Genomic DNA, 5,911 nt, shown 5'->3' with positions numbered 1-5,911 from the left:
GGCAGGGGCTGTCGCTGGCGCTGCGGAGCGGCTTTTCGCGGATTCCGGTGATCGGGGAGAACCTGGATGATGTCGTCGGGGTCGCGTACCTGAAGGACATCGTGACGCGGATCTATGAGCATCCGGAGGGCGAGTCTGCGGAGACGGTGGAGTCGATCATGCGGGCGGCCACGTTCGCGCCGGAGAGCAAGCCGGTTGATGATCTGCTGCGGGAGATGCAGGCGCGGCATGTGCATGTGGCGATCGTGATCGATGAGTACGGCGGGACGGCGGGGCTGGTGACGATCGAGGACATCCTGGAGGAGATCGTCGGGGAGATCGCCGACGAGTACGACACCGAGCGGGCGCCGGTGGAGTGGCTCGCGCCGGGCACGGCGCGGGTCACCGCGCGGCTGCCGGTCACCGAACTCGAGGAGCTCTTCGGGGTGGCGGTCGACGCGGAGGACGTGGAGACCGTCGGCGGCCTGCTGGCGCACGAGCTCGGCCGGGTGCCCATCGCCGGCTCAGAAGCCACGGTGGCCGGCCTGCGGCTGACCGCAGAGAACCTCGCCGGCCGCAGGAACAAGCTGGGCACGGTGCTCATCCAGCGCCTGGAACAGCAGCCCGCCTGACCGGGGCGCCGCCATCGCCTCAGCTCGTGAGGTGGCGCGCGAAGAAACGCTCGGAGCTGTCGACCTCGAACATCGGCACGTCCATGTGGCCGCCGGGATTGGCGTGCAGCGTCTTCTCCGCCGAGCCGATGGCGTCGAACAGCGCGAGCCCCGCCTCCCGCGGCACGATCTCGTCGTCCCACTGGAGCAGGAATTCCACCGGTACGGTGATCTCGGCGGCCGCCTCCGTCAGGGTCTCGTGGCCCATGAGGCCGAGGACGGCGGCGGTGATCCTCGGCTCGGCCGCCACCAGGGGCACGCCGATCGCGCTGCCGAGCGACACGCCCCAGTAGCCGACGGGGACCGCCCCGCCTGCGCCGACCCAGTCAAGACCGGCCAGGGCGTCGATGGTGGCCCGCCATTCGGGTATCGCGAGCGCCGCGACGACCACCCCGCGCCGCGCGTACGCCTCGCCGAGGGGCTTGCCGGCCGCGGTCAGCTCCTCGATCTCGGCGTTGTAGGTCTCATACCCCGCCGGGATGGGCCTGCCGCCCCACCCGGGCGCGTCAATGGCCGCCACCGCGAACCCGCTCCCCGTCACGTAGCGGCGGGCGCGGGCGACGATGGACGCCGCCGTCTTGTGCCCGCCGCCACCGTGCCCGAGCAGCACGAGCGGCCGCGGCCCGGCGGCCCCGGCCGGTGCCCACACCACGCCGGGAGCGTCGCCGACCGTGAAGTGGCGCTCCGTCACGCCGTCCGAGGTTGCCTCCGTGATGAACCGCATAACTGCCGCCTTCCTGGTCCGCCCCATCCGCCGCCTACCACCGTCCCCCAGTTCCCGCCGCTCCGCAAGGACACGGCGACCCGACCGCCGGGCCCGCCTCAGCACATCCTGCCGCGGCAGTTCACAACGGCCGGCACTCTTGTTAGTTGATAATTGACAACAATGTTTGACCGGTGAGACGGTGAAAAAAGACGGTCTGACGTGGGGCTGGCCCGGTCATGCGGAGGTGCGGCGTGCTCAAGGCGGAAGAGAACGAGATCCTGACCAGGGTGGGGCCGGGCACGCTGATGGGCGACCTGCTGCGCCGTTACTGGACGCCGGCCTGCCTGACGGCCGAGATCCCCGAGCCGGGATGCGACCCGGTGCGGGTGCGGCTGCTTGGCGAGAACCTGGTCGCCTTCCGGGACACACGCGGGCGGGCGGGGCTGGTACAGGAGAACTGCCCGCACCGGGGAGCGTCGCTGTACTTCGGCCGCAACGAGGACGCCGCCATCCGCTGCGTGTACCACGGGTGGGCGTTCGACGTGGACGGCCGGTGCGTGGACATGCCGAGCGAGCCGGTGCCATTCTGCGAGAAGGTGCGGATGCGGGCGTACCCCGCGCACGAGTCAGGCGGGGTCGTGTGGACCTACATGGGCCCGCGGGAGACGATGACGCCGTTCCGCGACTTCGGCACCGAGGGGCACGACGCCGGCGAGTTCACGGCGGGCAAGCAGCTGACGACGTGTAACTGGGTGCAGGCGATGGAAGGCAACATCGACACGGCCCACATCTCCCACCTGCACCAGTGGGACGGCGTCGACGACATCCCCGATGACGGGTCCGACAAGCCCGGCTACCCGTCCAACGCCATGTCGTGGAAGTTCTGGCGCCACGACCGCGCGCCGCGGCTCGAGGTCGACGACACCTGGTACGGGTACCGGTACGCCGGCATCAGGACCACGCCCAACGGCAACACCCACGTGCGCATCACCGCCTACGCGGTGCCGTACAGCACGATGGTCGCCAGCATCCCGTTCAGCACCGGCCACGGGATGTTCATCCCGATCGACGACCAGAACTGCTGGCGCTACTTCGTCACAGCCAAGGACCGGCAGAACCCCCGCAACCTCGGCGGCGCGAACCTTTTCTCCGTCGCCCCGTTCTCGACGCCGATAACGGGCCGCAGAGACGGGATCCTCCCCAGGCAGTACACCATGGACAACGACTTCCGGATCGATCGGGACGCGCAGCGCAACGGCATCTTCAGCGGCGTCTCGGACTTCGTGAGCCAGGACTTCATGGTGACGGAGTCGATGGGCCCGATCTACGACCGCACCGAGGAGCACCTCGGCTCCACCGACAAGGCCATCACCCGCATGCGCCACATCCTGATCTCGGCGGCCAAGGGCCTGGCAGCGGGCAAGGAGCCGCCGGCCGTGGGCGCCGGCCTTGACTTCCGGTCCATCCGCGGCGCCGAGAAGATCCTCGAGCCCGACGAGGACTGGCGGGCGCTCGGCACCGACGACGATCCGGTCGTCCAGGAGGCCCTCGGCATCGAGCCGCCCCTGGGCGCGGCCGGCCGGCCCGAATTGGCCGACTGACCACACGGCCTGGGCGGCGCTCCGCGCGCGGAACCCGGCGCGGTCTCATTGGTCACAAGAGCCTCTGGCGTCCACTTTGTACACTCCGTGACCTTCTGCCGCCCGGAATGTCCCGAATGTCCATGCAAGGAGTGTCCAAAGTAGTACTAGCGGGACATATGGGGCAGCTGGGAACCCGCCTCCGCTGCGGCGCGGACCGGCCGAGCGGTCAGGGGGATGCGGCCGCCGGCTACGACCGCTGACCCCGCGCCTACACTCGTCCGCGTGAGCGAAGCGACACCGGGGGACGGGCTCGGCCCGGAGGACCGAAAGATCATCACGCTGGCCCGGTCGAGCCGGGCGCGGGCGGCGGCGCCCGAGGGCGCGGCGGTCCGCGACGAGACCGGGCGCACCTACACGGCGGCGACGGTCGCGCTGCCGTCGCTGCGGCTGTCCGCGCTGCGGCTGGCGGTCGCGATGGCTGTCTCGAGCGGCGCGCAGCGGCTGGAGGCCGCGGCCGTGGTCAGCGAGGCTGCGCCGGACCGAGGCGACCTGGCCGCGGTGCGCGACCTCGGCCCGGACGCGCCCGTGTTCCATGCGGCGCCCGACGGGACACTGCACGCGACGCTGGTCCCCTGATCGCGCGCCAGCTGATCGCGCTGCAACCGATCGCGCGACAACGCCGGGAGAAGTCTGGTGGCCGGCATGCCCGACAATCGAAGGATGAGCCCGCCGCACGTGACCGCGAGACCGGCCGGGCGCGCGCCCGAGGACGGCAGCCTCCGCTTCGGCTTCGCCTGCCTCGCCGGGCGCCCGAACGTGGGTAAGTCGACGTTGACGAACGCCCTTGTCGGCGCCAAGGTGGCGATCACCAGCGACCGCCCGCAGACGACCAGGCGGGTGATCCGCGGGATCGTGCACCGGTCGGACGCGCAGCTGGTCATCGTGGACACGCCGGGTCTGCACCGGCCCCGCACGCTGCTCGGGGAGCGGCTGGACAGCCTGGTCCGCTCGACGCTTACCGAGGTCGACGTGATCGGGTTCTGCGTCCCCGCGGCGGACCAGGTGGGGCCGGGCGACAAGTACCTGGCCCGTGAGCTCGCCACCCTGAAGCACACCCCGGTCGTCGCGATCGTCACCAAGACCGACCAGGCCCCGCAGGAACAGGTCGCCGAGCAGCTCCTCGCGGTGAGCGAACTGGGCGACTGGGCGGACGTGGTGCCTGTGTCCGCCGTGACCGGGTACCAGCTCGACGTGCTTGCCGATGTGCTCGTCTCCCACCTGCCCGAAGGGCCGCCCCTGTACCCGGACGGCGAGCTGACAGACGAGCCCGAGCAGATCATGGTCGCCGAGCTCATCAGGGAGGCCGCACTGGACGGGGTGCGGGACGAGCTGCCGCACTCGATCGCGGTCGTGGTCGAGGAGATGGGCCCGCGGCCGGGCCAGCCCGACCTGACCGACGTGCACGCCGAACTGTACGTGGAGCGGCCCAGCCAGAAGGCGATCGTCATCGGCACCAAGGGCGCCCGCCTGAAGGACGTCGGCACCCGGGCCCGCGGCCAGATCGAGGCGCTCCTCGGCACCAGGATCTACCTCGACCTGCACGTCAAGATCGCCAAGGACTGGCAGCGCAATCCCCGGCAGCTGCGCCGTCTAGGTTTTTACGACTGACGCGCCGACCGCGGCCACGGGCAGGTCGTAGAACTGCCAGCCCGGCTTGACCGGCTCATAGCCCAGCGTCTCGTTGACCGCGATCATGTGCTTGTTGGACGCGGCGTTGCCGGTCTGGATCCGCTCCAGCTTCGGTTCGGCCACCGCCAGCCACTCGAGCATCGCGGCCTTGGTCAGCAGGCCGAGCCGGTGCCCGCGGTGCGCACGGGTCACCGCGGTGAGCCCCTGGAATCCCCACTCCGGGGTCTGCGGATCGACCTCCACCTGGGTCAGCCCGGCGATCTGGCCGGTGGCGGCGTGCAGGGCCGCGACCGAGTACCCGCGCACGCCGGCGAGCCGCAGGAGGCGGTCGGCGCGATCCCGGACCCGGTCGGCGTCCCAGAAGTCGTCCTCGTAACCGGGATCGCGCGGCGCGTCGTTCATCGCGTTGAACACCTCGGCGACCCGGCCGAGATACTCCACCGGGGTCGGGCCGGTCCACGACACGAGCGTGTAGCCGGCCGCCGCGGCGGCCGCCGTCTCGCGCAGCCGCGCGAACTGACCGGCCGGGACCTTGCGCAGGTCCAGGACGCGCCGCGCCTCCACGAGCCCCGGCGTTGCCCCGACCTGCCGGGCGAACGCGTCGCCCGCCGAATCCTGCGCCGCGCCGCCGCCGAAGACCGTCCGCCCGTTCGCCGCCGCCCGGTCCGCGGCGTGCCGCAGCAGCTCGCGGCCGATGCCGCGCCGCCGGGACGCGGGGTGCACGTACGGCATGAGAAAGGCCCGGTCCCGGTTCTCCAGGTCAGGGAGTTCCAGCTGGTACCAGGCAAGCGCCTCGCCGGGCGCCGCGCCGGGGACGAACCACAGCTCGCCGGGGTTGCTTTCCCAGCCGTGCAGCGCCCAGACGCGGAATACGCCGAACGACATCGGCGGCAGCAGCGGGTCGTCGACCGCCTGCGCCGCCGCCTGTACCCGGTGGCATGCCCGCACGTCGTCGTCGTCCGCGGGATCCACTCGCACGATGCGCATCCCTCCAGCCAACACCCGCCCACCAGCACAACGCGAACGATTTTCCCGGCCGGACGGCGCGCCGCCCGCCGGGCCGCTACCATCGGCCGGACGGATAACCGGATGATCACGGTTGTCCCCGCGAATCTGGTCTAACGGCGCGTAACAGGACATAATCGGCCAAGGGCGACCGCGAGGCGCGAACGAGGGGAAGGGGCGCTGGTGCTGATCATCTGGGGTCTTGGCGTCTTCTACCACACGATCGCGCAGGGCGCCTTCTTCTGTCGTAAGTGCGGCGGCGACCGGCGTTACCGGCG

6 protein-coding genes are annotated in these 5,911 nt (G+C 71.2%); 4 read left to right on the top strand and 2 right to left on the bottom strand.

Annotation, left to right across the window (positions count from 1 at the left end):
- Window positions 1–611: hemolysin family protein (locus tag Q1N79_RS27085; RefSeq protein WP_300613846.1), on the top strand; the 611-nt coding region annotated here is incomplete at its 5' end.
- 19 nt (window positions 612–630) lie between these two features.
- Here the strand turns inward: Q1N79_RS27085 and Q1N79_RS27080 are convergent.
- The gene (locus tag Q1N79_RS27080) at window positions 631–1,374 is read right to left on the bottom strand and encodes an alpha/beta hydrolase (protein WP_300613844.1); all 744 of its coding nucleotides are present in this window, start codon (window positions 1,372–1,374) and stop codon (window positions 631–633) included.
- 233 nt (window positions 1,375–1,607) lie between these two features.
- Between Q1N79_RS27080 and Q1N79_RS27075 the strand changes: the two genes are divergently transcribed.
- The 3 genes from Q1N79_RS27075 (at window position 1,608) to era (ending at window position 4,607) form a co-directional block, all read left to right on the top strand.
- Complete coding sequence (locus tag Q1N79_RS27075; RefSeq protein ID WP_300613842.1) at window positions 1,608–2,957, top strand: Rieske 2Fe-2S domain-containing protein; 1,350 nt, start codon at window positions 1,608–1,610, stop codon at window positions 2,955–2,957.
- A 264-nt stretch (window positions 2,958–3,221) separates the two neighbouring features.
- Entirely contained in the window at window positions 3,222–3,575 is a 354-nt protein-coding gene (locus tag Q1N79_RS27070) for a cytidine deaminase (RefSeq protein WP_300613839.1), read from the top strand.
- Between the two features lie 84 nt (window positions 3,576–3,659).
- Window positions 3,660–4,607, top strand: a complete 948-nt coding sequence (era, locus tag Q1N79_RS27065) for a GTPase Era (protein WP_300613837.1) — start codon at window positions 3,660–3,662, stop codon at window positions 4,605–4,607.
- Here era and Q1N79_RS27060 read toward each other — a convergent pair.
- Window positions 4,590–5,606 (bottom strand): GNAT family N-acetyltransferase, encoded by a 1,017-nt coding sequence (locus Q1N79_RS27060; protein ID WP_300613835.1) that lies wholly within the window; start codon window positions 5,604–5,606, stop codon window positions 4,590–4,592. The genes era and Q1N79_RS27060 overlap by 18 nt on opposite strands.
- Window positions 5,607–5,911: the final 305 nt, after the last annotated feature.

It is taken from the genome of Trebonia sp. (assembly GCF_030042015.1).
Taxonomy (GTDB): domain Bacteria; phylum Actinomycetota; class Actinomycetes; order Streptosporangiales; family Streptosporangiaceae; genus Trebonia.
Note: the sequence above shows the minus strand (reverse complement) of the source record. Positions and strands in the feature narration are given on the sequence as shown.